General features: G+C 58.5%; 25 protein-coding genes. 11 read left to right on the plus strand and 14 right to left on the minus strand.

Translation table 11 applies throughout. The annotated features are described in order from the left end of the window. Nucleotides 1-212 precede the first annotated feature (212 nt). The gene (locus tag J0G10_RS14505) at nucleotides 213-1,010 is read right to left on the minus strand and encodes an enhanced serine sensitivity protein SseB C-terminal domain-containing protein (RefSeq protein WP_116255612.1); all 798 of its coding nucleotides are present in this window, start codon (nucleotides 1,008-1,010) and stop codon (nucleotides 213-215) included. A 46-nt stretch (nucleotides 1,011-1,056) separates the two neighbouring features. Further along, complete coding sequence (locus tag J0G10_RS14510) at nucleotides 1,057-1,506, minus strand: hypothetical protein (RefSeq protein ID WP_220558766.1); 450 nt, start codon at nucleotides 1,504-1,506, stop codon at nucleotides 1,057-1,059. Nucleotides 1,507-1,663: 157 nt separating this feature from the next. Here J0G10_RS14510 and J0G10_RS29980 point away from each other — a divergent pair, with 157 nt between their 5' ends. The 4 genes from J0G10_RS29980 (at nucleotide 1,664) to msrA (ending at nucleotide 3,481) form a co-directional block, all read left to right on the plus strand. Next, nucleotides 1,664-2,026 (plus strand): hypothetical protein, encoded by a 363-nt coding sequence (locus tag J0G10_RS29980; protein ID WP_245398051.1) that lies wholly within the window; start codon nucleotides 1,664-1,666, stop codon nucleotides 2,024-2,026. 140 nt (nucleotides 2,027-2,166) lie between these two features. Beyond that, entirely contained in the window at nucleotides 2,167-2,421 is a 255-nt protein-coding gene (locus tag J0G10_RS14515; protein WP_220558767.1) for a hypothetical protein, read from the plus strand. A 174-nt stretch (nucleotides 2,422-2,595) separates the two neighbouring features. Next, nucleotides 2,596-2,889 carry a hypothetical protein gene (locus tag J0G10_RS14520; protein ID WP_095126398.1) on the plus strand — a complete coding sequence of 98 codons (294 nt, stop codon included), beginning with the start codon at nucleotides 2,596-2,598 and terminating at the stop codon, nucleotides 2,887-2,889. Between the two features lie 85 nt (nucleotides 2,890-2,974). Further along, a complete protein-coding gene (gene msrA / locus J0G10_RS14525) occupies nucleotides 2,975-3,481 on the plus strand; it encodes a peptide-methionine (S)-S-oxide reductase MsrA (RefSeq protein ID WP_220558768.1) in 507 nt (168 codons plus the stop codon). Here the strand turns inward: msrA and J0G10_RS14530 are convergent. Beyond that, nucleotides 3,444-4,121 (minus strand): TetR family transcriptional regulator, encoded by a 678-nt coding sequence (locus J0G10_RS14530; protein WP_220558769.1) that lies wholly within the window; start codon nucleotides 4,119-4,121, stop codon nucleotides 3,444-3,446. The genes msrA and J0G10_RS14530 overlap by 38 nt on opposite strands. Nucleotides 4,122-4,232: 111 nt before the next feature. Between J0G10_RS14530 and J0G10_RS14535 the strand changes: the two genes are divergently transcribed. Further along, nucleotides 4,233-4,889: an O-methyltransferase gene (locus J0G10_RS14535; RefSeq protein WP_220558770.1), complete on the plus strand. Its 657-nt coding sequence runs from the start codon at nucleotides 4,233-4,235 to the stop codon at nucleotides 4,887-4,889. A 203-nt stretch (nucleotides 4,890-5,092) separates the two neighbouring features. On the opposite strand, the gene J0G10_RS14540 is transcribed toward J0G10_RS14535, so the two are convergent. Then, nucleotides 5,093-7,219, minus strand: a complete 2,127-nt coding sequence (locus J0G10_RS14540) for a TonB-dependent receptor family protein (RefSeq protein WP_220558771.1) — start codon at nucleotides 7,217-7,219, stop codon at nucleotides 5,093-5,095. Between the two features lie 189 nt (nucleotides 7,220-7,408). On the opposite strand from J0G10_RS14540, the gene ppk2 reads away from it, so the two are divergent. Together ppk2 and J0G10_RS14550 are read left to right on the plus strand one after the other, a co-directional pair. After that, nucleotides 7,409-8,224, plus strand: a complete 816-nt coding sequence (gene ppk2 / locus J0G10_RS14545; protein ID WP_093433236.1) for a polyphosphate kinase 2 — start codon at nucleotides 7,409-7,411, stop codon at nucleotides 8,222-8,224. Nucleotides 8,225-8,435: 211 nt separating this feature from the next. Next, nucleotides 8,436-8,651 (plus strand): hypothetical protein, encoded by a 216-nt coding sequence (locus tag J0G10_RS14550; RefSeq protein WP_220558772.1) that lies wholly within the window; start codon nucleotides 8,436-8,438, stop codon nucleotides 8,649-8,651. Between the two features lie 44 nt (nucleotides 8,652-8,695). Here the strand turns inward: J0G10_RS14550 and J0G10_RS14555 are convergent, their stop codons facing one another. Continuing rightward, nucleotides 8,696-11,308 carry a bifunctional diguanylate cyclase/phosphodiesterase gene (locus J0G10_RS14555; RefSeq protein WP_220558773.1) on the minus strand — a complete coding sequence of 871 codons (2,613 nt, stop codon included), beginning with the start codon at nucleotides 11,306-11,308 and terminating at the stop codon, nucleotides 8,696-8,698. A 221-nt stretch (nucleotides 11,309-11,529) separates the two neighbouring features. Here J0G10_RS14555 and J0G10_RS14560 point away from each other — a divergent pair, with 221 nt between their 5' ends. After that, nucleotides 11,530-13,728, plus strand: coding sequence for an OsmC domain/YcaO domain-containing protein (locus J0G10_RS14560; protein WP_220558774.1), 2,199 nt, complete (start codon nucleotides 11,530-11,532; stop codon nucleotides 13,726-13,728). A 231-nt stretch (nucleotides 13,729-13,959) separates the two neighbouring features. Here the strand turns inward: J0G10_RS14560 and J0G10_RS14565 are convergent, their stop codons facing one another. From J0G10_RS14565 to J0G10_RS14580, 4 genes are all read right to left on the minus strand, one after another. Continuing rightward, entirely contained in the window at nucleotides 13,960-15,102 is a 1,143-nt protein-coding gene (locus tag J0G10_RS14565) for an IS481 family transposase (protein ID WP_220556126.1), read from the minus strand. A gap of 99 nt (nucleotides 15,103-15,201) precedes the next feature. Then, entirely contained in the window at nucleotides 15,202-15,717 is a 516-nt protein-coding gene (locus J0G10_RS14570) for a PaaI family thioesterase (RefSeq protein ID WP_220558775.1), read from the minus strand. Between the two features lie 8 nt (nucleotides 15,718-15,725). Beyond that, nucleotides 15,726-16,883, minus strand: coding sequence for a GGDEF domain-containing protein (locus tag J0G10_RS14575; protein WP_220558776.1), 1,158 nt, complete (start codon nucleotides 16,881-16,883; stop codon nucleotides 15,726-15,728). A 147-nt stretch (nucleotides 16,884-17,030) separates the two neighbouring features. Then, nucleotides 17,031-17,279 carry a hypothetical protein gene (locus J0G10_RS14580; protein ID WP_093433206.1) on the minus strand — a complete coding sequence of 83 codons (249 nt, stop codon included), beginning with the start codon at nucleotides 17,277-17,279 and terminating at the stop codon, nucleotides 17,031-17,033. Nucleotides 17,280-17,450: 171 nt separating this feature from the next. On the opposite strand from J0G10_RS14580, the gene J0G10_RS14585 reads away from it, so the two are divergent. The 3 genes from J0G10_RS14585 (at nucleotide 17,451) to J0G10_RS14595 (ending at nucleotide 19,906) form a co-directional block, all read left to right on the plus strand. Next, nucleotides 17,451-18,095 carry an ATPase gene (locus J0G10_RS14585; protein ID WP_220558777.1) on the plus strand — a complete coding sequence of 215 codons (645 nt, stop codon included), beginning with the start codon at nucleotides 17,451-17,453 and terminating at the stop codon, nucleotides 18,093-18,095. 86 nt (nucleotides 18,096-18,181) lie between these two features. Next, complete coding sequence (locus J0G10_RS14590) at nucleotides 18,182-18,523, plus strand: hypothetical protein (RefSeq protein WP_095126388.1); 342 nt, start codon at nucleotides 18,182-18,184, stop codon at nucleotides 18,521-18,523. A 741-nt stretch (nucleotides 18,524-19,264) separates the two neighbouring features. Continuing rightward, entirely contained in the window at nucleotides 19,265-19,906 is a 642-nt protein-coding gene (locus tag J0G10_RS14595; protein WP_095049955.1) for a LysE family translocator, read from the plus strand. On the opposite strand, the gene J0G10_RS14600 is transcribed toward J0G10_RS14595, so the two are convergent. The 5 genes from J0G10_RS14600 to J0G10_RS14620 all read right to left on the minus strand — a co-directional run bounded on the left by J0G10_RS14600 (nucleotide 19,903) and on the right by J0G10_RS14620 (nucleotide 25,486). Next, nucleotides 19,903-21,096 (minus strand): GAF domain-containing sensor histidine kinase, encoded by a 1,194-nt coding sequence (locus tag J0G10_RS14600; RefSeq protein ID WP_220558778.1) that lies wholly within the window; start codon nucleotides 21,094-21,096, stop codon nucleotides 19,903-19,905. The two genes, J0G10_RS14595 and J0G10_RS14600, sit on opposite strands and share 4 nt — an antisense overlap. Before the next feature lie 137 nt (nucleotides 21,097-21,233). Next, nucleotides 21,234-23,411: a TonB-dependent siderophore receptor gene (locus J0G10_RS14605; protein ID WP_220558779.1), complete on the minus strand. Its 2,178-nt coding sequence runs from the start codon at nucleotides 23,409-23,411 to the stop codon at nucleotides 21,234-21,236. A 286-nt stretch (nucleotides 23,412-23,697) separates the two neighbouring features. Next, nucleotides 23,698-24,537 (minus strand): glutathione-dependent disulfide-bond oxidoreductase, encoded by an 840-nt coding sequence (gene yghU, locus J0G10_RS14610; RefSeq protein ID WP_220558780.1) that lies wholly within the window; start codon nucleotides 24,535-24,537, stop codon nucleotides 23,698-23,700. A 106-nt stretch (nucleotides 24,538-24,643) separates the two neighbouring features. Next, entirely contained in the window at nucleotides 24,644-25,027 is a 384-nt protein-coding gene (locus tag J0G10_RS14615) for a hypothetical protein (protein ID WP_095049959.1), read from the minus strand. A 48-nt stretch (nucleotides 25,028-25,075) separates the two neighbouring features. Beyond that, nucleotides 25,076-25,486, minus strand: coding sequence for a GFA family protein (locus J0G10_RS14620; protein ID WP_095049960.1), 411 nt, complete (start codon nucleotides 25,484-25,486; stop codon nucleotides 25,076-25,078).

Consider the following 25,486-nt stretch of genomic DNA (forward strand, 5'->3'; position numbering starts at 1 on the left):
GGAATTCCAGCTGCGTCGTGAAAAGCATCACCGCCCGGCGCCACCCAGTCCGGCGCGGTCACACGGTGGATGCGGAATGCTGTAAATGCGCGGAGCAGCACGCGGGTGCCGGAGAACCCGAGGATCATTGAGAGAGCCGTGGCGACGATTGGAAGTTGCTCAATTTGCCCCCCCCTTCAGCGGGCTATCGGGTGTCGTGGCGTTGGGCGCATCTATGCTTTACCAAATCCAAAGAACGAACGCAGTTTGCTGCCCAACGTCCGCTGATAGAACGGAGTGGTTTGTGTAAAGAAGTAATCGCTCAGGTCCTGTTCGCCTTCCTGAATGCGATACAGGCCAACGTCTTCGCCATCGGGTGCGGTGTCCCTGGCAACTTGACTGGCTTCGCGCAAGATCAATTCAATATCGCCGTCCGCTTCGATGCCAACCACCAGGTGAGGTTTTTCATCCGTCGTTACGTTGTACATCAGCGCCAGAAACCCGCGTTTGATGTTGCGATGTTTGGCGAATAGCTGCGTGAGCGCGTTAACCATTTTTGTTGGATATTGCGCGGGCTGCCCGAGTTGCACGTGGGCGTCTTTTTCCAATGTGCGTTGTGTGGTCCGGCCAATCTCGGCGGACAGCAGATTTTGCACTTCTTCCGGGAGAAACTCTTTGCCAAAGGGCGACTTCGGTTCCAGGAACAACGGAGTGCCCAATGTCATTTCAAACAAGGATCTGGCCGGAATTTCCAGGTAAGACTCGCCACGAGCTATGGACTGTTCCAGCGTTTGCAGCGAGGTAAAAAACGGGATGACTGCCGTGCCGTCCTGCTTTTCCCAATGTGCGATGCTGATTTGGCTGCCAGCCTCAAGGTCAATGTGTCCCTTGCCCGCGCCGGTCGAGCCCGGGACATAAACCATTGAGTTCAACAGCGTCTTAAAAAATTCAGGTCGGCGGGCAGGTCCTTTCGCAGCCAACTCGAGCGATTGTTCTAGGGTGTTCTCTTCCTGGGTATTGCTGATGTCCATCGGTCGTTCCATAAAAACAGACAAAAAATGAATGGCAAAGAGTAGATCAGTCGCTGCTGCACCCTAGCAGGATCCAGCGTTTCCCTTGAGCGTGTACGTCGTAGGCAAACTCCCAGAAAACCGGATAACCCGGATGCCCCTTTACGTATCTGAAGGCGCTTATCTGGTCAGCCTCATCGACATGTGCAAGTTGCATCATCTCGTTGGCAAGTCGCGTGATTTCTTCGCGTTTAACGTCAAGCTCAATCGGACCAATCCCTGGTTCACCGGGATATAGCAGTAACTCGATCACGTCCTTTTGCACCTCGGCAATGGATGTGGTCGTTATGTTGGCGACCACACTGCGCGGCGAGATTGCGTTTTCAAGGGCATCAACTAATGGCTGACTCGAATCGAGCGGGCCATAGACGTTTACCCATACCTGATAGTTGAAGCCGTATAGAAGGTGTTCCAAACGTTGGAATGCTTCAGGCCTGTCGTCGCGACTTACTTTCATACGCCTCCCTTGTTGTAACGGCTTGCCCGGCAGAACCCCGAGCAGTTTTTTACGCGCCTGTGAAAAGGTTCAGAAAAGCCGGCTGATAAATCCGAAATTCGATGGGGTAGGATGCTCACACACTGGAATAGCCTTCTACATCAAGGACGCGATATTTATGGGAACCCTTTTTTCTCAAGTCAGCGAACGTTTGCATGATCGCCGATTCGCGGTAGCGAATAATACGCAAGGACTGTCGAGTCGCGGCACGGTGTTTCATTACTGTGTTGAGGGTTCGGGCATTTCCAGCACTTACCAGGGCGGCCAAGTGGGGCGCGTGACCGGCCCTGACACTATTGAGTTGCTGTTTCATTGCCTGACGACTGAGGACGAGGTTCTGTCCGGTTGGTCCCGTGGCATTGTCGGGGTGGATGACGCGGGACGAACGACTTTGAGCTTTGTGTGGGGGTGGTTGTCCGGTGCCAGTGGAGGCGGGGAGTCGAGTTACGTTGAGGTATCCCCGGACCGTATGTCGGCATAGATTCGGTCTCGTTTAGCCCGCTGATTTGGGCGCCTGTTCAGTAATAAAGCGCTGAGGCTCAGCACGGCCAATGACATCATGCCCATTTCCGGTGAGGGCATAGGGCCGACTGTCTGCAAGGATTAGAGGGGGGATATTTGATGAGCAAACTGTCAGCAATGATCGCGCAAGCGAGTGTGGGCCTTTCCGTACAGCAGCGTATTTCGGATGAGAAGTGGGCGGCAATTGCGCGCCAGTGTGGGTATGAAGAGATTGCTGAAATTCGCGATCGAATTGACGCGCTTAAGGCTGAGTTGGCGACCGTTGAGGATTGGGATGGTGATACTCAGGATGAGATTCATCGGGCGATTGCTCAATTCACCGGGTTGCTGGAGCTCGTGTCTAATGGTGTTTAGCGGGTGAATGTGCTGTTGTCATAACTTTTGTCTCTTCAATCCGCGATTGGCGCTTTGGACCCGAAGCTGAATGTCGTTAACGCCGGCAACCGGCCAGAAACACCTCATCTAAATTGTGGCTTTGCAGCCATGTTAAGGTCTCAAAACCAAGAGAAAATCCACGGAATTAAAATCATGGAACGGATTCGACTCACCCCCGCGCAATATCACACCGACGACAGCTATTGGCGACTTTTCAAGGCTGAAGATGGTTCTGTCTACATCCTCGTTGAATGTGAAGCGTCTTTTGTGGGGTACCAATCCATGATCAAGCTCAACGCCGAGGAGATGCGTGACTACCACGGTTTGGGCTGGTTATCGATTCAGTATCTGGCTAACCGAATCAATTACTTTGTCAGTGATTACAGCGGCCGAAGGATTACGGGTTCTTTGCTTGAGGAAGCCAATCAGGTTTCTGCGCAGGAATAGTTCTATTGGCTCAGCCCCTTGGAATCCGCCAACCCGCCCTCATAACCATCGCTATACCCAACACCCCGAAGAGGAAAGACACGCCATGACCACTCAAACCGAAACCGCCATCCTCGCCGGCGGCTGCTTCTGGGGCATGCAGGATCTGCTGCGGCGCTATCCCGGCGTGTTGCAGACTCGCGTCGGTTACAGCGGCGGCGACGTGCCGAACGCTACTTATCGCAACCATGGTGACCACGCCGAAGCTATCGAAATCGTTTTCGATCCTGCGGTGATCAGCTATCGGCAGATCCTCGAGTTCTTCTTCCAGATCCACGACCCGAGCACAGCCAACCGGCAGGGCAATGACCTCGGGCGCAGCTATCGTTCGGCGATTTACTACCTCAGCGAAGAACAGCGCGATGTCGCTGAAGACACCGCGGCCGACGTCGACGCCTCAAAACTGTGGCCGGGCCCGGTGGTGACCGAAATCGAATCGGCGGGGCCGTTCTGGGAAGCGGAGCCGGAGCATCAGGATTACCTTGAGCGTATTCCGAATGGCTACACCTGCCATTTCATTCGGCCGAACTGGAAATTGCCGAAACGCGGGTGAGAGGTGCACGCCGCTTATTCAGCGCCAGCGCATAAGCACTGAACATATCCGCCAGCCCGTCGGCGCATATCGTGATTTCTTCCTCGGTACGCGGGCTGGCGGAAAAATCCTTTCCGACCGAACTCAGCGTGGTCAAGATCAGATCGCACGCTGCTGTACGGATCTGCTCACCGACCTCGGGCAGCAATTCTTCCGTGAACGTGGCGAAAATCTGCCGCCCGGCCGCGCGCACTTGTTGGGCCTCAGGAGCGTTGCGGTAGAGCGGAGCAGCGTCGTTCAGTGCGCCGCGCATCTGCGCTTCGTCGCACTCTGAACGAATGAATGCCTGCACCAGCGTGCGCAGGCGAGTGAGTGGCGGCTGCTCAAAGTCTTGCAGAATCCGCTGCAACATCTGCGTGGTGTGCAGCCACTCATCGCTCTGCAAACGGAACAGGATCGCGGCTTTGTTGGGAAAGTACTGATACAGCGAGCCAATGCTCACGCCGGCCTTTTCCGCGACCCGTGCGGTGGTAAAGCGGGTGGCGCCGTGCTCGCTCAAAACCTGAACAGCCGCTTGCAGAATCGCCGCCACTAGTTCGCTGGAACGTGCCTGCTGCGGCTGTTTGCGTGAGGAAATACGGGCGGTCTGGCGGTTGGTCATGGGCAGCTCGGGCGTCCGGGAGAATGCGAATAGCGCAAGAAGCGAATCGCTCGCATCATTTAAATGCGACGAATCATTCGCATTTTAATTCCTCACTGACGGAAAGCAATCATGACCACCCTGACCACTGAACCCTTGGCGAGCCTGATCGAACGCCTCTACACCCAAGCCAGCGCTGCCACCAGTCCGATGCTCAATTCAGTGTCTGGCGAGGAGCGCGAACGCCTGATGCACAGCAAAACCGAATACCTGAAACTCTATGAAATGCTCAAAGACCTGTGGCTGCCGGTCTCCCGGGATACCGGCAAACTTCTCTACATGCTGGCGCGAAATATCAAGGCCAAAGCCATTGTCGAGTTCGGCACCTCATTCGGCATGTCTGCACTGCACTTGGCGGCAGCGCTGCGCGACAACGGTGGCGGTGTGCTGATCGGCAGTGAGTTCGAACTGTCGAAAGTTGAAATGGCGCGGCATCATTTTGTTGAAGGTGGCGTCAGTGATCTCGTAGCGATTCGCCAAGGTGATGCGTTGGTGACGCTGGCTTCGGATCTGCCGGAATCGATCGATCTGCTCCTGCTTGATGGCGCGAAGGCGTTGTATGGCGACGTGTTGAGTCTGGTCGAAAAACACCTGAAACCGGGCGCGCTTGTGGTGGCGGATAACACCGACTATTGCCCGGAGTATCTGGCTTACGTGCGGGCGCCGCAGAACGGGTATTTGTCTGTGCCGTTTGCGGATGATATTGAGTTGTCGATGCGGCTGGGTTGAGGATCTGGAGAAAATGGGCGTTCTTTCAGTTGTTTAAATGTTGAATGGATTACCGTCTTCGCGGGCAAGCCCGCTCCCACAGGGTTTTGTGTTGCCCGCGAAATCCCAGTACAGCACAAATCACTGTGGGAGCTTGCCTACAAGCGATGGCGGTGGGTCTGCTAGTTTCTTCGCAACCATAGAATCTCCCACAGGGGCAGGTGTCAGAGCAGACTCCACGACACCCCGACATAAACCCCCATCCCTTCACCCGGCGTAGACCGCGCGGCATCCAGTCCTTTGTCGTCATACCCCGGCGTGACCGTGGCCGCGTAGTGCTTGTTGGTCAGGTTGCGCATATCCACCCACGTCTGCCAGTCACCCTTCGGCGCGTTGTAGCCCAGCGTCGCGCCAAACAATGCGTAAGGATCGGCGTAGTAGCTGTTGGCGTAATCCACCGCCACTTTGGATACCAGTTGCGTATTCACTGCCGCAAAGAACCCCTGCGGCCAGTCGTAACGCAGCTCACCCTGGTAGTAATGCATCGGCAGGCCGGGGAGGCGGTTGTCGCCGAAGCGATCGTCATCGCGATAATGGAAATCGCTGAAGGTATACGCCTGACGCAAACTCAGCTGACGGCCATCGGCCGCCGACCAGAGTTTGCTGTTCAGGCTCGCTTCAACGCCTTGGTGCACCGTGGGGCTGGCGTTCAACTCATAAGGTGTAACGGCGTTGGCATCCGGCAACACCGACAACAATTCATGCCGCACCTGCGCGTAATACCACGCCAGACTCCATTCGCCGACGGCGCTGTCGCCACGGCCACCCAGCTCCAGTGTGGTCGCGGTCTGGTTTTGCAGTTTGATCGGGTCTTTTTGCGTGCCGGTCGCCGGGCCGTTGCCGGGCGCAAAGCGCACGTTGGAGCTGTAGATCAGCGACCACGGATGCGGCGCTTCGACCGAACGACTGAGGTTGCCGAACACTTGCAGATCCGGGGTGATCTGGTAGCGCAGGCCGAGGCGTGGCGCGTAATCCCAGTCGTTCATGCTGGTTTTGCCGCCGCTTTGCGGGTAGGTCACGGCGCTTTCGCGGCGGGTGTAAATGGCGGCGAGGCCGGTGGTCAGCCACAGGTCGTCGGCGATTTCCAGATCGTTGCCAAAATGCAGAACGGTGTCCGAGCCCTGATAGGTGAAGTTGCGCATGCGCGTGCCCGGCACGTAGCTGGCGGTGTTGCTGGTGGGGATGCGCACGAACTCGCTGGCGCCGTCGTTGGGCAGGTGTTTGGTCACGCGCAGGCCGACGTTGCTGCGGCTTTCCATGCCGAAAATAGTGTCACGGCGTTTGTAGTCGAAGGTGCCGCTGACGTCGGTGTAAGCGACTTTCAAGCGGTTCGGGCCTTCGCGCAGGTCCATCGGGTAATCGTGATAGACGAGGCCGGTCTGGATGCTCGAGTCGTCGTCGATATAGAACGTAGTCTTGTTGCCGATGAAGGTGCTGCCCGGTTGCTTGCGGCTGTCATCGCGTGCCACATAGGACGGATTGGCCGCGCGAGGCGAGTGCTCGATGGAGTGCTTGGTCACACGCCCTGCGAGGTCGTTGTCGGTCTCGCGGTAGCGGATATAGAAGCGGGTTTCCAGGTTCGGGTTGAAGCGATAACCGAAGTTGGCGATCAGGCCTTTGCTCTCGCTGCGGGTGTGATCCTGATAGCCGTCAGCGTTGGCATCGGTCAGCGACACGTAGTAATCGAAGTCGCCGAGCACTTGCCCGGAGCTGACCTGGCGCTGCTGATAGCCGTGGCTGCCGGTGGCATAGCGCACTTGCAGTTTCGGCGCGTTGTAGCCGGTGTGGCTGACGTAATCGATGGCGCCGCCCAGTGCCAGCGCGCCGCGATCAAAGCCGTTGGCGCCGCGCAGCACTTCGACGTGATCGACCCACAGCGGTTCGAGCAACTCATACGGCGTGCCGCCCGGGCCGGTCAGCGGCAGGCCATCGAGCATCGTGTACAGCCCCGACGCATGAGCGCCCGGCGCGCGGTTGATGCCCGAGCCACGCACTGAAATCTTCACGCCTTCGTTGCCCGCCGACTGCGCATAAATGCCCGGCTGATAGGCCAGTACATCCTGATTACTCGCCACGCGGCCCTGCAACGGCTGACGCATGTCGACCACGCTGGTGCCGCCGGGCACCTGATCGAGGCGGGCCTTGGCTTCCTCAACAGAGACATCACTGCCGTTGCGATCCTCGGCCGAAATCAGCACTTGCCCCAGTTCCAGACCTTGAGTCTCGGCCATTGCCGGGCCGGCGAGAGCCAGACCGAGCAGGGCGGCGGGCAGGGATTTGGACGCGGGCATCGAGAAAACTCCAGGCAGACAAGGGCAGGGCAATGAACAGTGCGACGCAACAAAGAACGAACGAAACACATGGCAATTTTGCTTTTTGCCCGGCAATGGCAAACAGCACGGCATGAACTAACCTCACGTGTCTGGTGTATCCCGTCAATCAACACTCTGTTTCCGCATTTATTGGAGAGGGCCAAGGTCATGGCAAAAGGCAAAAAGAAGGCCGCCACAGCGCCTGAAAGTCTGAAGCTGAAAAACAAGGATTACCTCGACCAGTTGCGCAAACTGCACGTCGAACTGGTCAAGTTGCAGGAATGGGTGATCGCCAAGGGCGTCAAGGTCTGCATCGTTTTTGAAGGGCGCGATGGCGCCGGCAAGGGCGGCACGATCAAGGCGTTGACCGAGCGCGTCAGCCCGCGTGTCTTTCGCGTGGTGGCGTTGCCGGCACCGACTGATCGCGAGAAAAGCCAGATGCATGTGCAGCGTTATCTGCCTTATCTACCGGCGGCGGGCGAAGTGGTGATCTTCGATCGCAGTTGGTACAACCGCGCCGGTGTCGAGCGGGTGATGGGCTTTTGCACCGACGAGCAGGCTGACAAATTTCTCAAATCGATTCCCTTGGTTGAACACGCCATCGTCCAATCCGGAGTGATCCTGCTCAAGTACTGGCTGGAAGTCAGCCCCGAAGAGCAGACCCGCCGGCTCGAAGCGCGAATCAACGATGGTCGCAAGACCTGGAAACTGACACCCATGGACTTGAAGTCCTACAGCCGCTGGTACGACTACTCACGGGCACGGGATGAAATGTTTAAACACTCCGATACCGAACACGCGCCGTGGCTGGTAGCTGACTCCAACGACAAGCGCCGCGCACGGCTGAACATCATCACCGATGTGCTCAGCCGCATTCCGTATGAGGATGTGAAACGCGAGAAAATCGAGCTGCCCAAACGGCAGAAACCGGGCAAGTACCGGGATCCGCATTATCCATACCGGCGCGTGGCCGAGAAGTTCTGACAAACTGCCCCAATCCCTGTAGGAGTGAGCCGGCTCGCGATAGCGGTGTTTCAGCCAACACATCCGCCACAGACAATCCGCTATCGCTAGCAGGCTCACTCCTACAGGGTTCGGTGGTGTATCCAAAGCAAACAGTCCATCCGTCGACTGCGCTGAACCACTGCGATGATCTTTCTTTCTATCAAGGGAGTCTCTCACGAGATCATCCCCGATGTTCGATCAGCGCAAACAAGAAAAACTGGCGGCATGGCGAAAGCTGGCGACGCAATCGCAGATGCGTCTGGACCCAGAGGAACAGTACGACGAACTGCTCAAGGCAGCCGATGAAATGGAGGAGCAGGGACTGATCACCGGCGCCGAGTGGCGGCAATTGGTGCGGGATGCGGGCAATGTGTTCACCGGGGATACGGGGCGATCAAACGGTTGAACCCGCCGCAAACGGCTACAGCGATGGATCCGCCCTGTAGCCGTTCAGGTCACACGACCTGTCTTGGCTTTCAACTGTGCACCTCTGGAATCCTGCAGCAACCGCGCAAACGCTGCTTTGTCGATCGGCCGGCTCATGAAGTAACCCTGCACCTCATTGCATTGATCGACCCCGAGAATATCCAGCTGTTCTTCAGTTTCGACCCCTTCGGCAGTCACGGTCAGGCCCATGGCCTTGCCCAGGCCGATGATCGCCTGCACCACCGCGCGATCGTTAGTGCCGCTGCTGATCGAGGCGATAAAGCGCTTGTCGATCTTGATCCCGTCAAACGGGTAAGCGCGCAGGTAACCGAGCGATGAGTAACCGGTGCCGAAGTCGTCCATGTTCAGGCGCACACCCAACTCCTTCAGGGCATTCATGGTGGTCAGCGCGCAGTCGGTGTCGTTGAGCATCACGTTCTCGGTGATCTCCAGTTCCAGGCGACTGGCCGGGAAACGGGTTTGCACCAGCACTTCGCGAACATCCTCGACCACATCGCTGAGGGCAAATTGCGCCGGCGACAGATTGACCGACAGCAGGATGTCTTCCGGCCAGCCGAGGGCAGTCTCGCAGGCTTCGCGCAATACCCAGCGACCCAGCGGGACGATCAGATCGGTTTGCTCCGCCAACGGAATGAACAGGTCAGGGCCGAGCAGGCCCTTGGTCGGATGTTGCCAGCGCACCAGCGCTTCGACCGAAACGATGTGCTTGCCATCGATCTTGTAGCGCGGCTGATAGTGCAGGATGAATTCGTTGTGCTTGAGCGCGTGGCGCAGGTCATCCTCAAGTTGTCGGCGGGTCTGAATCTGATCGCTCATGTGCGCTTCGAAATAGCACCAGGTGTTCTTGCCCTCGGATTTGGCCTGATACAGGGCAATGTCGGCGTAACGGATCAAGTCGCTGGGCACATAACTGTGGCGCCGGCTGAGCGCGATGCCAATGCTGGCGCCGATGTGCAGCGGATGCTGCTCGAAGACCACCGGTTGATGCAGGCTGCCGATCAGGCGGGTGCAGAACTTGTCGATTTCGTGATGGCTGTCCATGCCATTAAGCACCACGATGAATTCATCGCCGCCCAGACGCGCGACGATGTCCAGTTCGCGTGTGCATTCACGCAGGCGTACGGCAACTTCCTGCAGCACGGCATCACCGGCCGGATGGCCGAGCGAATCGTTGATCGGTTTGAAGTTGTCGAGGTCGATCATCAGCAGCGACAGCGGCGGCGCGTGCTCCTTGAGCAGCAGCGCTTCATCCAGATAACGCGCGAGTTTGTTGCGATTGGGCAGGCCGGTGAGGGCGTCGTGCATCGACAAATGCTGGATCTGCGCATGGGCGGCGACTTCGTCGGTGATGTCGCTGGCGGTGCCGCGATAGCCGATAACCGCGTGCTTGTCGAAGATCGGCCGGGCGGAGAGCCGACAGTGGCGATGCTGGCCGGCGTGGTCACGGTAGGTGCAACGCAAGTCACTGGCGCTGTCTTGCTCGGTGAGATTCCTCAGCCACAGTTCCAGAGGCGTGGTGTCGCAAAACAGCAGTTGACCGATGTCTTGCCCCAGCCACAGGGTTTGCGGGTAACCGGTTACCTCGCTAAAACGTGCCGAAAGGTAGGTCAGTGCCAGGGTGCGGTCGACTTCCCAGATCCAGTCCGACGCGGCTTCGGCCACCGCGCGAAAGCGTTCTTCGCTGGCTTCCAGTTCGCGGTTGGCGTTCTCCAGTGCGTGATTGGAAGTTTGCATGACAGCAAAACTCTGATCGACGTACTGCGATGACCGCAACGCGTGGCGGAAGAAGTACGCGGTCAGCAGCATTAGCACCACTATCGTCGCGCCGAGTGGTGGCAACAGTGACCACAATAAATGTTGCCCGGGCCGCTCCAGATCGGCGATCAGGCTGTAATCGGTGTTGTCCAGTGGCACCCGAGGGCGCTGCGGGTCGATGGTCTCGTCCGGCGCCAGGGTCAGGTTATTCAAGCCGTAACCGCTGCCGATCAGACGCAATTTGGTCGGCGTGAGTTTGTCGACGAACACCAGCACCGAAGTTTTCTGCGGGTCGCCGAGTGGTCGCTCATCGTTGGGAATAATCGCTGCCGCCGAGACCAGCGCCGGCCAGCCTTCGAACAGTGAATAGCGGCTGACCGGCTTGGTCAGATCACCTTGGCCCAACGCTTGATCGAGTAACTCCGTGGCGCTGACCTGCACGAACGCGGACAACTCGGCAGCGACCATTTGCCCGCGCACCACCGCGTAGCGGGTGCCTTCACGGTTGAGCACGAACACGCCGTCATAACCGTCGGTGGTGAACAGGGTCTTGCCGAGGTTCTGCTCGGTGTAGGCCCAGTCGGTGTCGACCTGACCGCTCAAATGCTCGTAGGCCGTGGTCCAGTAGGCGTAGCTGGTGATGTAGTTTTTCGAGGCGGTGATGCGGTTTTCCAGCGCGCGAGCGGAATAGAAGCGGGTTTTGTTGATCTCGTCGTTGTCGAGGCGTTCGGCAATGCCGAGCAAGGCCACGGCGGCGGCAATCACGCCACTGACAAACAGCGCACCGACCGCGAAGGCCAGGCGGCGGGTGACGGCGCTCTGGCGCGGTGGAAGCGGGGCTGCAAAGCTGGAAAGGTCCATGTGCTCGTCCTTGATCCGCTGTCTTCTGAATCTAGAACCACGGCGCGGGCGCAATGTTCAGATTCTTCTGGGGGACTGCATTGAAAGCGTAGTGAAACCCGCGTGATTTGCCTCCCCAAGTGCAGCGCGCCGATCAGCGGCCAATCCCGAAAGGGCAAGACTTCCCGCGCAAAAACCGGATAATGGCGGCCATTCGTTTAGCCGTATTCTGGTAATCCCGCATGGAAATCAAGGTCAACTTTCTCGACAACCTTCGACTTGAAGCCAAGTTCGACGACTTCACGGTGATCGCCGATCAGCCCATCCGCTACAAGGGCGATGGTTCGGCACCGGGGCCGTTCGACTACTTTCTGGCGTCGTCGGCGTTGTGTGCGGCGTACTTTGTGAAGTTGTACTGCGACACGCGCAGCATCCCGACGGAAAACATTCGCCTGTCGCAGAACAACATCGTCGACCCGGAAAACCGCTACAACCAGATCTTCAAGATCCAGGTGGAATTACCGGCGGACATCTCCGAGAAAGATCGCCTGGGCATCCTGCGTTCCATCGATCGCTGCACGGTGAAGAAGGTCGTGCAGACTGGGCCGGAATTCATCATCGAAGAAGTCGAAAACCTCGACGCCGATGCCCAGGCCTTGTTGATGCCGGTGGGCGGTTCGGACGCAGGCACCTTCATCGCCGGCAAAGACCTGCCGCTGGAGCAGACCATCGCCAACATGTCGGGCATCCTCGCCGACCTCGGCATGAAGATTGAAATCGCCTCGTGGCGCAACATCGTGCCCAACGTCTGGTCGCTGCACATTCGCGATGCGCATTCGCCGATGTGCTTCACCAACGGCAAGGGCGCGACCAAAGAAGGCGCACTGGCCTCGGCGCTGGGCGAGTTCATCGAGCGCCTGAACTGCAATTTCTTCTACAACGACCAGTTCTGGGGCGAAGAAATCGCTAACGCCGAGTTCGTGCATTACCCGGACGAGAAGTGGTTCAAGCCAGGCCCTAAGGACGAGTTGCCGAGCGAAATTCTCGACGAATACACCCTGAAGATTTACAACCGTGACGGCGAATTGCGTGGCTCGAACCTGTTCGACACCAACTCCGGCAACACCCAGCGTGGCATCTGCTCGCTGCCGTTTGTGCGCCAGTCCGACAACGAAGTGGTGTACTTCCCGTCCAACCTGATCGAAAACCTTTACCTCAGCAACGGTATGAGCGCCGGCAATACCCTGGCCGAAGCGCAGGTGCAGTGCCTGTCAGAAATCTTCGAACGCGCGGTCAAGCGCGAAATCCTCGAAGGCGAAATGGCCCTGCCAGACGTGCCGCAAGAAGTACTGGAGAAATACCCGAGCATCCTCGCCGGCATCAAAGGCCTGGAAGAGCAGGGCTTCCCGGTTCTGGTCAAGGATGCGTCGCTGGGTGGTGAATTCCCGGTGATGTGCGTGACCCTGATGAATCCGCGCACTGGCGGCGTGTTCGCCTCGTTCGGCGCGCACCCGAGCCTGGAAGTGGCGCTGGAGCGCAGCCTCACCGAGCTGTTGCAGGGCCGCAGTTTTGAAGGTTTGAACGACTTGCCGCAGCCGACGTTCTCCGGCCAGGCCGTGACCGAGCCGAACAACTTTGTCGAGCACTTCATCGATTCCAGCGGTGTGGTGTCGTGGCGCTTCTTCAGTGCCAAACCGGACTTCGAATTCGTCGAGTGGGACTTCTCAGGCCAAGGCGAAAACTCTAACGTCGAAGAAGCTGCGACGCTGTTCGGTATCCTCGAAGACATGGGCAAAGAAGTCTACATGGCGGTCTACGAGCACATCGGCGCCAAGGCTTGCCGCATCCTGGTGCCGGACTACTCGGAGATCTACCCGGTCGAAGACCTGATCTGGGACAACACCAACAAAGCCCTGCAATTCCGCGCCGACATCCTCAACCTGCACACCCTGAGCAAGGTCGGTCTGCGCAACCTCGCCCAAGGCCTGGAAAACAGCGAGCAGGACGATTACACCGAGATCACCACACTGATCGGCGTCGAGTTCGACGACAACACGCCGTGGGGCAAGTTGACCATTCTGGAACTGCGCCTGCTGATCTGCCTCGCGCTGCAGAAGTACGAACAGGCTAAAGACCTGGTCGAAGCGTTCCTGCAATACAACGACAACACCGTCGAGCGCGGCTTGTTCTATCAAGCGGTCAACGTGGTGTTGGAGATGGAGCTGGACGAGGATCTGCAACTGGAAGACTACGAAGCCAACTTCCGCCGGATGTTCGGTGACGAGCGTATGGATGCGGCGATTGGTTCGGTCAACGGTAGCGTGCGTTTCTACGGGTTGACGCCGACCAGCATGAAGCTGGAAGGGCTGGATCGGCATTTGCGCTTGATTGAGAGCTATAAAAAGCTGCATACGGCGCGGGCGAATGTGAAACAGGTCTAAGCCGGTTTCACATCGGGTTCGGTGGTGAATTCACCCCTCATCGGAACGCCGCCCGCCCAGCCCTCTCCCCAGGGAGAGGGAGCCGATCTGTGGGCTTTTCAACACCAGAGTTCGACTCGATATCTCAGGTCGGCGTATTTCAACCAGACACCTCGGTCAGTTCCCTCTCCCTCTGGGAGTGTATGTACCGGAGACATGGTGGACACATGTTCGGAGACATGGTGGACGGTTTTAGATCTTCTTACCTGCCGTCACGATCTGCAAGTTCAAGTCGATTCGGGCGATACGATGTCTACTCCAGTAGACATCGTGGATGCCGTCCTCCGTCGTTTCCCTGATAGCCACTGACCTCCCGTAAAATGCCTTTCCAACTGTGTATTCACGATTGCCCCAGTAGATCTCGCCCTTCACCTGAACCTTCCTGACCACATCCCCATCATCGTACTCAGGCGCCGCCGGTTGCTCCTGATATTCCCGCGGGCTACTGCTGTAGCGAGTAGCAGGAACCTGCATGCCCAGTGCTTGATGCGGGCGCTTCTGGTTGTAAATCTCACGCCAGATATCAAACGCCCGTTGCGCATCGTCCAGATCGATGAAGAGCTGGCCTTGCAGGACTTCCCTTTTCAGGCTGCGGTGGAAGCGCTCCAGCTTTCCCTGGGTTTGCGGGTGATAAGGTCGGGAGTGGCCGACCTTGATGCCCTGGCTCATCAGCCAGACCTCCAGTGCGGTATAAACACCTGTCTGATCACCCCATGGCGAACCGTTGTCCATCGTCATGCGTAAAGGCAGGCCGAAACGCCGAAAGGTCCTGATTAGATGCTCCTGAACGGTTTGGCGCTGCTCATTAATGCATGCCGCGATGCACAGCGAAAACCGTGAATGATCGTCCAATATCGTCAACGGATGGCAACGCCCCTGAGCCAGGCTGATATGTCCCTTGAAGTCCATCTGCCAAAGATCGTTGGGCGCTTCATGCTCGAACCGGATAAACGGTTTGATCTCAGCGGCCTTTGGATCAACGCGCGAATGACGCTGTAAAACCGCATGCACGGTACTGACCGAAGGCATCACTTTGCCGTCGTCTTCCAGCACACGCTTGAGCTTGCGAGCGCCCCAAGCGGCGTACTCCTGACTCACGGTCAGAATCTGCTGCTCAACATCGTCAGCGCAACGTTTGGGTGATGTCTTTGGTTGTCGAGACTGATCGATCAATCCCTCTGCACCTGAGGTCTCAAACCTGTTGAGCCATTTGTAGGCAGTGCTTGGGCTGATATTGAATCGACGGCAAAGCTGCCGAACATTGGCCCCTTCTTGCCGAGCCAACAGCACGAATTCTGAACGAAGCTGCACGGTGGACACCTCTTCCCAAGACACAGGCCATCTCCTTCGCGATGAGCAATGTGTCTATTAAAATGTGTCCACCATGTCTCCGAACACCTGTCCACCATGTCTCCGGTACATACAGGGAGAGGGCTAGGGTGAGGGGCTTTGGTTTTTCCGCCCATGCGCCGCATTCGCCAGTTGCCCGGTATCCACTCGCACAAACACCGAATCGCCCACGGCCGTCAGCACATCCCCGGCAAACACCTCACAGATCACCCGGGTCTTGCGCCCGACGTCACCCTCGACTTTCGCGCGCAGAGTCAACGTCACGCCCATCGGTGTCGGTTTGATGAACTTGATGCCGAGGTTGCCAGTAACGCAGTCAATGCGCGGCAGGCTGCCGGGTTCGCGGTTTTCAGCGCGGTAGTGGTAGGCCATGGCCGTCCAGTTGGAATGGCAGTCGACCAGCATCGCGAGCAGGCCGCCGTAGACCAGGTCCGGCCAGCCGCAGTACTTGGCGTCGGGCAGGTGTTCGGCGATCACGTGAACGCCGTCTTCGTGCCAGCGGCTTTTGACGTGCAGACCGTGCGGGTTACGGCCACCGCAGCCGTAGCAGACGCCTTCAGGTGCGGCGAGGTCTTGCAAAGGGGTAACGAGGCTGGACATGGTTTTTATTATCCTGGAGGGTTGAGTCCGGTCAGGCGCAAGCGGTTGCGTCCGCCGCGTTTCGATTCGTAGAGAGCGGCGTCGCCTTGTTCGATCAGCGCCGTCAGGTGCGCGGGCGGCTTGTCGAACAGGCTGGCGCCGATGCTCAGGGTCACCGCAGCCGTGGTGGGGAACGTCTGGGAGGTCATGCTCAGAAACTGCTCACGCAACGCGTTGCCCAGTTCCATGACGCACTCACCCGATGTGCTGCTGAGCAAAATGACAAACTCGTCACCGCCCAGGCGTGCGGTCAGCGCATTGCGCGGCAGCACCGAGCGGATCATCTCGCTCAAGGCGATCAGCAAACGATCGCCGGCGGTGTGGCCGTATTGGTCGTTGACCAGTTTGAAGTTGTCGATGTCGATCAGCAGCAAGGCGCCGGGATGCGCCGGCGAAACGTGTTCGAACAGGCGCGGCGCGCGTTTTTCCAGGGCGCGGCGGTTATACAAAGCGGTCAGCGGGTCGCGCTCGGCGAGGCGGGCGATCTGTTTTTCCCGGCGATAACGCTCGGTGCCGGTCATCGACAGGGCGATCAACATGATTGCCATCGCACCCTCGACCAGGGAAATCTGAATGATCTCGCCGCGAAACGCCGCCAGATCGATCAGCGTGCCGGGGATCACCACGGTCAAGGCTTTGGCCACGTAGAAAAGCCCGTGACCGAGCAGCACATAGCGCAACTGCACCGCGCCGACACTCAACGATTTGCCATGGGGGCGCAGCAGCGAGCTGGCCTTGAGGGTCGACAGCGCCACCAGCAACGAATTGGCCGCCAGCATGACCTTCGACCACAGCGGCCCCTCCGGCAACAGCAGCAAGACCAGCCAGGTGACAAAGATCAGGTACCAGGCCGTCGACAAGCGTATCTGGGTGAAGCGCGCCACGCCGAGCAGAAACAGGAAATGCGCGGTCACCAGCAGGCCGTTGGCGAACCAGATGCCGATCAGCAAAAAGCCGCTGCTGCGCAGCAGGGCCAGGGTGGAGCCGACGGTGATGGTGGCAAAACCGGCGCTCCAGAACAGCAGCGAAGGCTCACGAATGCTGCGCCATTCGATCGCCAGGTACAGCGCTGCGGCGGCTGCGAGGGCGATGGAAAGGGTCAGCATCGTAGGTGGGTCGAGCGGCATTTCTTGATGAGCCTGTCTGAGTGGCAGTTTGACCGGCGATTGTAAGCGTTCGGGCGGCTTTTTCGCAGAGGTCGTGTTGCCGCGCAGATCATTGGCAGCGGGGAAGGCGCGGTCGCTCGCCGCCACCCTGACCGCCGTGCCGATCGGTCATGGCTTGGGCTCAAGCCAGGTGTCTACGACTCGGCGATCCAGCTCTTCCCAATAGGCCATGCCCAGCACCCGGGTGGTGTTAAGCCCGCGCAGGTAACCGCGCAACTGGTTGGCGGTGTCTTGGATGAGCTGCGGGTCGGTAATGCCTTTGTCCAGCAATACGCTTTCGTACTGAACCAGATATTCGGCCACACGCTCGCGAAAATCGGGCAGAACGGCGTCACGGATCAGGTCAAACGTTCTCAAGGCGAACTCCTTATGGGCTGTTTTTCTCGTTTTGGTTGAGTGTGTATCAGTCTGCACGTCACGCAACTATTGCTAGAAGTAATAGTGACCATCACGAAACGCAAGTTCTGCTTTGTCGGTATTCGGCGGAAAATCGCTTCCATCGAACACGCAGCTCAAGGAATTTGCGCGATGAACACCCTGACCCGACTGGCTTTTGTCGCCCTGCTGACAGGCGGCGCACTGTTCACAGCTCCGACTTACGCAGCCGACGCCGGGTCGTGTCACTTCCAGACCATCACGGGCAGCAGCGCTACGTTGCAGCATTCGCAAACCGTGGGTGTGTTGCTCAGCGAGAACACCCTGGACAACCTGCAATACCTTGAGCGTTACCACGACATGGCGGTCAACGGCGCGAAAGACGCGCTGGATTCGCGGATTCGTGAAGCGTTCGTTGACAGTTCCGATCCGGAACTGGCCATCGACTGGCTGGTGAGTTCGCTGCAACAGCAGTTCTTGTCGGTAACCGTTTACGACAACCTTGATGCCCTGGTGCAGGCTCATCCGGACGTGGTGGTGAAGCTCGACACCTTCAACCGCTTGCTGACGCAGCGCAACAATCTGGTTGAAGCGCGTTTTACCGCACGCTTCTACGACGCCGACCTGCAATACATCGGCAAGGCTGAAGGTGCTGTCGAGAAACAGTTGCCATCGGTCTGGGTGCATAACCAGGCGGCACCGGCCATCGCTGCGCAGATCGATAAACAGCGTGACTTGCAACTCAACGCGTTGAAGCAATTCGATGTGTCGCTCAAGGCGCTGGTAGCGTCGAGCTGATCACTTAAAACATAAATGGCAACGGCGGCTCCGTGAGGCTGAACCGTTGCCGGTTGAACCGAACCTTTATTTTCAGGATGACACCGATGCGTCTTTTATTTGTGCCAGCTCTGGCCGTTGCCTCTTTGCTGCTCGCCGGTTGCGCTTCGGCGCCGAACAATCCGAGCCTGACGCTGCAGACCAGTAAGACGCCTGCGCAGTACGCCGATTGTGTAGTGCCGAAGTTGCAGGGCAGTGCGTTGAACCCGACGGTTTCGCAGACTCAGCGTAGTTATCGGATTGTGGTGCCGAGCAAGATTTCTGCTGACAACGTGCTGGAGGCTTATAAGGCCGGTAATGGCGGCAAGGTGTTTATCTATGAGCGCCATTTGTTGGCTTCGAATCTTTTGCCTTCGAGTTTTGAGCGGGCGGCGCAGGATTGCATCTGATTTTGGCTTTTTTACGTATTGACTGAGCTCCTTTGGTTGGCCGCAACCAACCAATTTTTTGCCTCGCGCCCTTATGTGGCTGCGGGGCTTTTTTTTGTTTGGGCTTGGCGGCCTTTGGGCCGACCATGCTCGGGGTGTTCTTTGTGAATATCCGTTGCTGCGGTGATGGCTTATTACGGTTTCGCCCTTACGGCGACTCACTTTTTTTCAAACGCCAAAAAAAGTAAGCAAAAAACGCTTGCTCCTACGTGCGGCCCACTCGCTGAGGCTCGGGGTTCCTTCGCTGCGGGATCGATCCGGGCGCAGCGCCTACGGTTTGCTTCGCTGCACCTCCTCTCGCTGTGTTTGGCTGCGCCAAACGGTCGCTGCGCTCCCACCCCCGGATCAATCCCTCCACTCAGCCTTCCGACGTCGCCTTACAGATCAAGATCAAAAGCAGGCGAGCTGACACTCGGCCTATTGAGTGGTGAAGAGCGGGGCGTGGTCGGCTTTGGATTTGTGGTGGTGCTTCCCCTCACCCCAGCCCTCTCCCGAGGGAGAGGGGGCCGATCTGTGGGCTTTTCACAGCCTGAGTTCAACGCGGTATCGCACGTCGGTGTAACTCTCCCAAACACCACCGTCAGTTCCCTCTCCCTACGGGCGGTCCGACGTTTCGGGAGGGTTAGGGTGAGGGGCTTTTGATCTGGGCTATGCAGCCGGTTGTTGTAAGATGCGGCATCTTCAACCTTGCGAGCAGCGAAAATGGATTCTCACTCGATATTGACCTTCACTGTGGTCGCGGCGATTGCTATCGCCAGCCCGGGGCCTGCGACGTTGATGGCGATCAATAACAGTCTGGCTCACGGGCAGCGCAGCACGATCTGGTCGTCGCTGGGTAATGCCAGCGGTCTGTTCTGTCTGTCGGCGGCGGCGATGTTGGGGCTGGGGGCGTTGTTGGCTAGTTCTGAAGTGTTGTTTAACGCGGTGAAGATCATCGGGGCCGGGTATCTGTTCTACCTCGGGGTCAAGCAATTGTTCAAAAAGGGGCCGATGCTGCCGGATGGGATTGAAGGTGAGGCGGGCAGAGTGCGACCGACTCGCGGCAAGCTTTACAAGTCGGCGTTCCTGACGGCGGTGACCAATCCCAAGGCGACGATGTTTTTTACTGCGTTGTTTCCGCAGTTCATTGATCAGGGCGCGACGCTGCTGCCGCAGTTTCTGATCCTGACCTCGATCTTCATGGCGTTGTCGGTGTCGTCACTGAGTGTCTATGCCGCGCTGGCTTCGCGCGCGAAGGGCGTGCTGACCCGTCCGGCGTTGTCCCGTTGGGTCAGTCGTGTGGTTGGTTCGACCTTTATCGGTTTTGGCGCGGCGATTCTGACAATGCGGCGGCAGGCGGCTTAAAGCCATTTGTACCGGGCCGGGAATCTCGCCAGGAAGCAGGTTCCCGACTCGGCGCTTGAGGTCACGCTCAAGGTACCGTTGTGCGCCATCGCGATCTGCGAGGCGATATACAGCCCCAGCCCCAAACCCTCGCAACGTTGCCCGGCCTCGGCCCGGGAGAACGGTTCAAACAGCAGTGGCATCAGTTGCGCTGGAATCGGTGTGCCCTGGTTGGTCAGGGAGATCACGATCTCGTCATTTTCCGCATACGCCTTGAGGACGATTGGCGCGCTGTTCGAGCCATGGGTGGCCGCGTTACCCAGCAGATTGGAAAGCAATTGGCTGATGCGCAGCGCATCGCAATAAATGCCCGCCGGCACATCCAGTTCATGGATAAACACCGCTTGGGGATGGGATGCTTGTACCTCGGCGAGGGTCAATTGCAGGGTGTGCTGCAAGTCGTCCACCAACTTGCGCTGCACCGGAATCCCGCCACCCAGACGTCCTCGGGCAAAGTCGAGGATGTTTTCGATCAACACGCCCATGCGCACCGAGCTGTTGCGAATCGCCGCAATCAGGTTGAGCGAACGCTTGTCTTCGGTTTTGCTTTCCAGCAAGTCGGCGCTCATGCGCACCGCGCTCAGTGGTGTGCGCAAGTCGTGGCCGAGAACGGCGATGAATTGCTCGCGCAGGTGCCCGAGTTCATTGGCGTTGTTCAGCTCGATCTGGGTCGCTTCCAGATGGCGTTGGGTGTCCAGGTTCATGGCGATCAATTGAGCGAACAGGGTCAGTGTTTTGGTGATGGCCGGTTCGTCGATATTGGCCGGGACCGAGTCGATGGCGCACAGCGTGCCGAAGAAGTCGCCATTGGCTTTGACGATGGGAATGGAGATGTAGCTTTCCAGCCCATAGGTTTTCGGCGTGTGGTGCAACGAAAAGACCGGGTGCGCGCTGGCGTGCCCGAAGATCACCGGCTGCTTATGTTGGCGGATCTCGTGGCAGATGGTCGATTCAAGTACCAGTTCGCCACCGGGTTTGAGCCCGAAATCAATGGAGTCATCGACAGCGCATGCCACCCAGTTGCTTTCGGTGACCCGTGCGACCGCAGCGAACCGCATGCCCGTGAGGTGTTTGACCATGCTCAGGATGACTGGCACCGCGTCAATGCTGCGGATCGCGTCAATATCAGGGGTAAAGGCCGGATTGGTCATGGCGCGATGCTTCGTGAAGAGTTCGCTCAGAGACTAACGGTTATTGCTGCTCATGACTAATGAAGAGGCCAGAAAGTACAAGGGCGCCGTGGCTTTCCCCGGCGCCCTTGTTTGTTGCTGATCAGAAGGTCAGCGACTCAGAACTTGTACTTCGCCGTCAGCATATAGCTGCGCGGGTTGCCGTAGTTGTCGTTGGAGCCCCACGTAACATTGGAGCCGATGGCGGAGTAGTAGACGCGATCAAAGATATTGTTCGCGTTGACCTGCAGATCCAGGTGTTTGTTGACCTCGTACCCGGCCATCAGGTCGGTGACCGCATAGCCGCCCTGTTCAAGGCGGTAGCTACCGTTATTGGCCAGAGCGACGTCGTTGTACATGCGGCTTTGCCAGTAAACGTTGCCGCCCACGCGCAAGTGTTGCAGCGGACCCTGGAAGCGATAGACGGTGGACACCTTGAACAGATGCTCCGGCGTGTCAGTTTCGAAACGTTGATTGTTGTTGGCCGGGTTTTCGTCCTTGATGTAGTGCGCGCGGGTATAGGTATAGCCAGCGCCGACCTGCCAGTTGTCGGTCAGCGCGCCTTGCAGTTCCATGTCCACGCCCTGGCTGCGTACCTTGCCCGATGAGCCGTAGCAGGTCAGGACCGGGCAGCCGAACTGATTGTCGGCCTGGGTGGCGCGGCCGGTCTGGTCCATCTGGAACACCGCCAGACTGGCGTTGAGGGCGCCGTCAAAGTACTCGCCCTTGATGCCCACCTCGTAGTTTTCGCCGACGATCGGTTCGAGCACCTTGCCGCCGAGATCCTTCTGGGTTTGCGGGGTGAAGATGTCGGTGTAGCTGGCGTACACCGAGTGATGGTCGTCAAGTTTGTAGATCAGGCCGGCATAACGGGTGAGGTTGCGCGTGACTTTGTAGTCGCCATCGGCCGTGCGGTCATCGTAGTCGTACCAGTCGAGACGGCCGCCGAGGATCAGCGTCAGCGGATCGGCCAGGCTCAGGCGAGTGGTCAGGTACACCGCGTCCTGGGTGGTGACGTTGCGGGTTTTGCCGTCCCGTACAAAATCAGGCTTGGGTGCGCCAATCGGCCAGGCCGTGGTGTACGGATCGTATTCCTTGGTGGTCGCGTCATACACCCGGTTGCTGGCCCCGACCACCAGTTCGTGGCTGCGGCCAAACGCTTCGAACGGACCACTGGCGAACACGTCGAGCGAGCGCTGCTTGTCGGTGTGATGGGATTGATAGGCCGTGGTTTCCAGCGGGCCGGCGTAACGCGACAGGTAAGTCCCGGAGAACTCGCCGTCGAGGGTCGAGGAAGAGCCGGCGACGTGCAGTTTCCAGTCGTTGTCGAAACGATGCTCGACCTCGCCGAACACAGTATCGATCTGCAGCTTGCGGTTTTCCCAGTCGGTGCCCGGGTAGGTGGAGCGGGGCAGGTCGAGGTGGTGGCCGTTGGTGCCGATCGGCAGGCCGCCCCAGAAATAGTTGGTCTGTTCGTTCTGGCGCGAGAAGCCGAGGGTCGCGGTGGTGCTGTCGCTGAGGTCGGCTTCACCGATGGCGTAGAACAGGCCATGGTCGTTTTCTTCCTTGTCGCGGAAGCTGTCGGCGCCTTGATAGGAACTGACCACCCGGCCACGCAGGGTGCCGCTTTCGTTCAACGGGCTGGAGGCGTCGATCTCGCCACGGTAGTCATCCCAACTGCCGGCGGCGCCGGTGAGGGTTACACGCTGATCGGCCGTCGGGCGTTTGCGCACCAGGTTGATCGCCGCCGAAGGGTTGCCGGCACCGGTGACCAGGCCGGTCGCGCCACGGACAATTTCGACGCGGTCGAACATTGCCAGGTTCGGTTGCACCGCCATCGAGAACGGCGAGTAGGAACTCGGCAGGCCGTCGTACATGATGGTGTCGATGTCGAAACCGCGCGAACTGTAAGTCTGCCGACCCGGGCCGCTGGCCTGACTGAGGAACAGTCCCGGCGTACCTTTCACCACGTCGTTGATGCTGGTCATATTCTGGTCGTCCATGCGCTGACGGGTGATCACCGTTACCGCTTGGGGCGTTTCGCGCATGGTCAGCGACAGCTTGGTCGCCGTCCGCATCGGGCCAGTGGTGTAGGACTGGGTGTCTTCGGTGGTGCTGCTCATCTGGGTCGCGCCGATTTCAGTCGCGTCCAGTTCTAGCGTGGCCGGCGCGGCTGTTTCAGACGTGGCAGGTGTTGCCTCGTCGGCCAGCGCCGGTGGGATGCTGGCCATGCAGATGGCGAGTGCCAACAGGTTTGGTGAACGGTTTGAGCGGCGGTGAATAGTGCGAAACGACATCAATCTGCTTCCCCAAATGATACGAAAACGAATCCAGTGCGAGTGCGTGTAGGAATTATTCGCATTAGTGTGTCAGATCATTCCGGGTGAAGAAAGCCGTACGGCTCAGTTAGTTAACGAATTTTTCACAATTGACCGGAGGCTCTACCGCGGGGGATTGGCAGGGACGTGTGAGTTTTCGGGGGCGTGCGAGGGGCAAATCAGGGCGCAGCGGCCCGGCACAAGAAACTGCGCCGGCGCTGCTGATGGGGGCACGCTCAGCGGATGAGCGTGAGGCGAAGAGGGCTCAGTTCAGATCTTCGGCCTGGTGCCGCTCGGGCACTTGAGTCGCTTCATCGCCCCAAGTGCGATTGACGCGTTGTCCGCGAATGACGGCCGGCCGTTTGGCGATCTCCTCTGCCCAGCGCTGCACGTGCGTGTATTCGTGGGCCGCTAGAAACTCGGCGGCTGAGTAGACATTGTTGCGCACCAATTGCCCGTACCACGGCCAGACTGCGATGTCAGCGACGGTGTAGCTGTCGCCGGCCAGATAGGCGCTTTCGGCCAGACGCCGGTCGAGCACGTCCAGTTGCCGCTTGGCTTCCATGGTGAAGCGGTTGATCGGGTACTCCATCTTCTCCGGCGCATAGGCATAGAAGTGCCCGAAACCGCCGCCCAAGTAGGGCGCCGAGCCCATTTGCCAGAACAGCCAGTTCAAGGTTTCGGTACGGCCCGCCGGATCCTTCGGCAGGAATGCGCCGAATTTTTCCGCCAAGTACAGCAGGATCGAACCCGATTCGAATACGCGAATGGGCGGCTCGACACTGCGATCGAGCAGCGCCGGGATTTTCGAATTGGGGTTGATCTCGACAAACCCGCTGGAGAACTGATCGCCCTCGCCAATGCGGATCAGCCACGCATCGTACTCGGCAGCGCTGTGCCCCAACGCCAGCAGCTCTTCCAGCAGAATCGTCACTTTGACGCCGTTGGGCGTGGCCAGCGAGTACAGCTGCAATGGATGCTTGCCGACTGGCAGCGTTTTGTCATGGGTAGGGCCAGCAATCGGCCGATTGATGCTGGCGAACTGGCCACCGGACGGGGCTTCGTTTTTCCAGACCTGGGGCGGAACGTACGGCGCTTTGCTCATCTAAGGGGCCTCATCTTGGCAAGTGGAAAAAATACCTCGCTGATCATAGACAGGACACCACAGAACCCGCTTCCTGTACCAGAGCGCGATTGATCGGTCGCATCAGTCATTTCGCGCGCAGGTAGCGAACCCATTCGCTGGCTTTTCTGAAGCCATAAAAACCCAGGATCGAGACGGCGATGACCGCGATCATCGGCCCGATCACGCCCAGCCCTGTGGTCATCTGGGCGTAGGCCGCGAGGGACAGGGCAAGCACCGCATAGCCGGCGAGGTACTTCCTGTAGGCGATCAAGAGCGTTGGCACCATCAGGACGACGAACAGATGAGTGGCGATGGTGATCAGGATTTGTGCGACCAATTGGACAGGCACGCTGCCCATGGATGCCTGAGCCATGGTTATCTCGGCGTCGTACAGAAACATCTGCAGTGAAATGACGGTTATTGCGGCCATTACCAGCGCAGCCAACGCCGCAATTTTTGAGCGTTTCATCTGATCTCCAACGGGTGAAGCAACGTCTGATAAATGAATCTTTCAGCCTCAGCGCTGCGGCCATTGATCCTTGATTTCAAACCACGGCGCCTTCGAAGTGACTTCCACATGTTGCTGTTTTTCAGTGGTGAACGTCGTGTCGAGCGTGCCCAGCGCAACCGAGATCCAGCCGTTGAATTCCCCTTGATTGCTTGCCCAGAACAGCGACGAGCCGCAGTGCGTGCAGAACTGGCGTTGTACCGATTCAGACGATTGATACGACTTCAGCTGGTCAGCACCTTCCAGCAATTCCAGGTTCTGGCGCTGCACGCTGCCATAGCTGGCAAACGCCGCGCCGTGGCTTTTGCGGCACTGGCTGCAATGGCAATGCGAAAGCGCCTTGGGCCGCGAACGGATCTGGTATTTCACCGCTCCGCACAGGCAACTGCCCCGGAAGGTCTGAGGGGAGGGCGTGAGCAT

The organism is Pseudomonas germanica, from assembly GCF_019614655.1.
GTDB classification, from domain to species: Bacteria; Pseudomonadota; Gammaproteobacteria; order Pseudomonadales; family Pseudomonadaceae; genus Aquipseudomonas; species Aquipseudomonas neuropathica.

Bases quoted from the DNA above. Each gene is read 5' to 3' on its own strand.
- J0G10_RS14505 (WP_116255612.1), bottom strand. From the start codon at position 1,010: ATGGACATCAGCAATACCCAGGAAGAGAACACCCTAGAACAATCGCTC.
- J0G10_RS14510 (WP_220558766.1), bottom strand. From the start codon at position 1,506: ATGAAAGTAAGTCGCGACGACAGGCCTGAAGCATTCCAACGTTTGGAA.
- J0G10_RS29980 (WP_245398051.1), top strand. From the start codon at position 1,664: ATGGGAACCCTTTTTTCTCAAGTCAGCGAACGTTTGCATGATCGCCGA.
- J0G10_RS14515 (WP_220558767.1), top strand. From the start codon at position 2,167: ATGAGCAAACTGTCAGCAATGATCGCGCAAGCGAGTGTGGGCCTTTCC.
- J0G10_RS14520 (WP_095126398.1), top strand. From the start codon at position 2,596: ATGGAACGGATTCGACTCACCCCCGCGCAATATCACACCGACGACAGC.
- msrA (WP_220558768.1), top strand. From the start codon at position 2,975: ATGACCACTCAAACCGAAACCGCCATCCTCGCCGGCGGCTGCTTCTGG.
- J0G10_RS14530 (WP_220558769.1), bottom strand. From the start codon at position 4,121: ATGACCAACCGCCAGACCGCCCGTATTTCCTCACGCAAACAGCCGCAG.
- J0G10_RS14535 (WP_220558770.1), top strand. From the start codon at position 4,233: ATGACCACCCTGACCACTGAACCCTTGGCGAGCCTGATCGAACGCCTC.
- J0G10_RS14540 (WP_220558771.1), bottom strand. From the start codon at position 7,219: ATGCCCGCGTCCAAATCCCTGCCCGCCGCCCTGCTCGGTCTGGCTCTC.
- ppk2 (WP_093433236.1), top strand. From the start codon at position 7,409: ATGGCAAAAGGCAAAAAGAAGGCCGCCACAGCGCCTGAAAGTCTGAAG.
- J0G10_RS14550 (WP_220558772.1), top strand. From the start codon at position 8,436: ATGTTCGATCAGCGCAAACAAGAAAAACTGGCGGCATGGCGAAAGCTG.
- J0G10_RS14555 (WP_220558773.1), bottom strand. From the start codon at position 11,308: ATGGACCTTTCCAGCTTTGCAGCCCCGCTTCCACCGCGCCAGAGCGCC.
- J0G10_RS14560 (WP_220558774.1), top strand. From the start codon at position 11,530: ATGGAAATCAAGGTCAACTTTCTCGACAACCTTCGACTTGAAGCCAAG.
- J0G10_RS14570 (WP_220558775.1), bottom strand. From the start codon at position 15,717: ATGTCCAGCCTCGTTACCCCTTTGCAAGACCTCGCCGCACCTGAAGGC.
- J0G10_RS14575 (WP_220558776.1), bottom strand. From the start codon at position 16,883: ATGCCGCTCGACCCACCTACGATGCTGACCCTTTCCATCGCCCTCGCA.
- J0G10_RS14585 (WP_220558777.1), top strand. From the start codon at position 17,451: ATGAACACCCTGACCCGACTGGCTTTTGTCGCCCTGCTGACAGGCGGC.
- J0G10_RS14590 (WP_095126388.1), top strand. From the start codon at position 18,182: ATGCGTCTTTTATTTGTGCCAGCTCTGGCCGTTGCCTCTTTGCTGCTC.
- J0G10_RS14595 (WP_095049955.1), top strand. From the start codon at position 19,265: ATGGATTCTCACTCGATATTGACCTTCACTGTGGTCGCGGCGATTGCT.
- J0G10_RS14600 (WP_220558778.1), bottom strand. From the start codon at position 21,096: ATGACCAATCCGGCCTTTACCCCTGATATTGACGCGATCCGCAGCATT.
- J0G10_RS14605 (WP_220558779.1), bottom strand. From the start codon at position 23,411: ATGTCGTTTCGCACTATTCACCGCCGCTCAAACCGTTCACCAAACCTG.
- yghU (WP_220558780.1), bottom strand. From the start codon at position 24,537: ATGAGCAAAGCGCCGTACGTTCCGCCCCAGGTCTGGAAAAACGAAGCC.
- J0G10_RS14615 (WP_095049959.1), bottom strand. From the start codon at position 25,027: ATGAAACGCTCAAAAATTGCGGCGTTGGCTGCGCTGGTAATGGCCGCA.
- J0G10_RS14620 (WP_095049960.1), bottom strand. From the start codon at position 25,486: ATGCTCACGCCCTCCCCTCAGACCTTCCGGGGCAGTTGCCTGTGCGGA.